Annotated in this window: 4 protein-coding genes; all 4 read left to right on the top strand. The window is 53.9% G+C overall.

Translation table 11 applies throughout. The features are described from left to right. The coding region (locus tag HMPREF1992_RS00795) for a phage major capsid protein (protein ID WP_021683897.1) at positions 1-260 on the top strand (260 nt) is incomplete at its 5' end. A 34-nt stretch (positions 261-294) separates the two neighbouring features. Next, positions 295-570 (top strand): head-tail connector protein, encoded by a 276-nt coding sequence (locus HMPREF1992_RS00800; protein WP_021683898.1) that lies wholly within the window; start codon positions 295-297, stop codon positions 568-570. Continuing rightward, the gene (locus tag HMPREF1992_RS00805) at positions 571-909 is read left to right on the top strand and encodes a phage head closure protein (RefSeq protein ID WP_009655094.1); all 339 of its coding nucleotides are present in this window, start codon (positions 571-573) and stop codon (positions 907-909) included. Between the two features lie 111 nt (positions 910-1,020). Next, positions 1,021-1,231 (top strand): phage holin family protein (locus HMPREF1992_RS00810; RefSeq protein WP_021683900.1); only part of this gene is annotated, 211 nt, incomplete at its 3' end.

The following is a 1,231-nucleotide window of genomic DNA, read 5'->3' on the forward strand; positions in this document are numbered from 1 at the left end:
ATCAGATGGGCGAACCCGACCGTCTGCTCGGCTATCCCGTGTATTCCTCGGCGTATATGCCTGCTGTCGAGGCGGGTAAGACCGTCATCGCATTCGGTGACTACTCCTACTACAACATCGGCGACCGTGGCACACGTTCTCTGCAGGAACTCAAGGAGCTGTTTGCGGGCAACGGCATGGTCGGCTACGTTATGAAGGAGCGCGTGGACGGCAAACTCGTCCTTGAGGAAGCCGTGCAGACGCTCAAGATGAAGGGTTGATGTATGTTTTGCGGCAAAGAGGGGAGGTGGTTTTATGCTTGTGCCGCTTGCATCAGTCAAGCAGTATCTGCGCATTGACGGCGATGAGGAGGACGATCTCCTCATGCACTTTGCGGAAACGGCAGAACAGATTTGTACGGCACTTCTGCGCGTGAAGAAGCTGTCCAAGGTCGAAGATCAGGCAATTGTGCGCGTTGCAATTCTCTATGCCGTGTCCTATCTCTACGAACACCGAGAGGAAGCGGATCACAGAGGGCTTGCGCTGACACTTCGCTCCTTGCTTTTTGGTGTGCGGAAGGAGGTCTTTTAGGTGAGAGTGTCCATGAGCGAACTGCGTCATCGAATCACTATTCTGCGTCCCGTCACAGATACGGACGATGAGGGAAATATCCTCTCATCGTCGGTGCAGGAAGTCGGTAAAGCATGGGCACTCGTTCTGCCCTTTGCGGCAAAAATCTTGGACGGATATGCGGAGAAGGTGCAGGAGGTGGATTACCGCATCGTCATTCGTTACCGTGCGGATGTGCGCATGACGGATCGTATTCGTTGGGAAGACAAAACGCTCACGCCGATTGCACCGTCATATCCGCTCGGCGGGAAGAAACGGTGGCTTGTTCTGGAATGCAGGGAGTTGGTGGAAGATGGCTAGATACCGAGGTTTCGTCTCTGCCGAGAAGATATTGTCCGAACTCGGCGCGGAGGCGACGACTGCGCAGGATGAGCAATCTCAATAAATGGAAGAAAGCAGGGGGTGTCTGATATGGATCAGATTTTGACAATACGTCTGTATGCGGCGGGCATCGGCATCGTTGTTGGGGAGTTCCTCGGCAGCTTTGACGATCTGCTCTATGCCCTCGTTGTGTTTGTGGCGACGGACTACATCACAGGTGTTCTCCGTGCGATTGTGGAGAAGAAGCTGTCCAGTGCAATCGGCTTCAAGGGAATCTGCAAGAAAGTCTGCATCTTCACCC

It is taken from the genome of Selenomonas sp. oral taxon 892 str. F0426, assembly GCF_000468035.1.
Lineage (GTDB): Bacteria > Bacillota > Negativicutes > Selenomonadales > Selenomonadaceae > Centipeda.

What these genes read in the sequence shown, in the direction of transcription:
- HMPREF1992_RS00800 (WP_021683898.1), top strand. Translation starts at nt 295, where the DNA reads ATGCTTGTGCCGCTTGCATCAGTCAAGCAGTATCTGCGCATTGACGGC.